The sequence below is a fragment of the Salinimicrobium oceani genome, assembly GCF_012037645.1.
In genome coordinates, this window is sequence record NZ_JAAVJR010001665.1 from 1 (window position 1) to 282 (window position 282).

The 282-nt window shown below is 45.0% G+C and carries 1 pseudogene; it reads right to left on the reverse strand.

Annotation, left to right across the window (positions count from 1 at the left end):
- Nucleotides 1–263 (reverse strand): annotated as a pseudogene (locus HC175_RS23530) (sensor histidine kinase); the annotation flags it as partial.
- Nucleotides 264–282 lie beyond the last annotated feature (19 nt).

Below are 282 nucleotides of genomic sequence, written 5' to 3' on the forward strand. Positions count from 1 at the left end.
GATTGCTTTAATGTTTTGATCCAGCTGTTAAACTGCTGTACATCATTTTTCTTATGGGCCTGGTCAAGGGCATCTGCCAGTAAAGTACTTGCCGCAATGGGCTGTCTAAGATCATGCGACAGGGAAAACATGAGCGTCTGGTGACGGGAATTCAGTTTTTCCAGCTCTTTGATCGCATGTAATCTCCGGGTGATATCAATAAAGGTGATGATCACGCCATTGATCCTGTCCTCCTCATGCTCCACATAGGGAATGACATTCATTTGAAACCAGTTCCCGTCT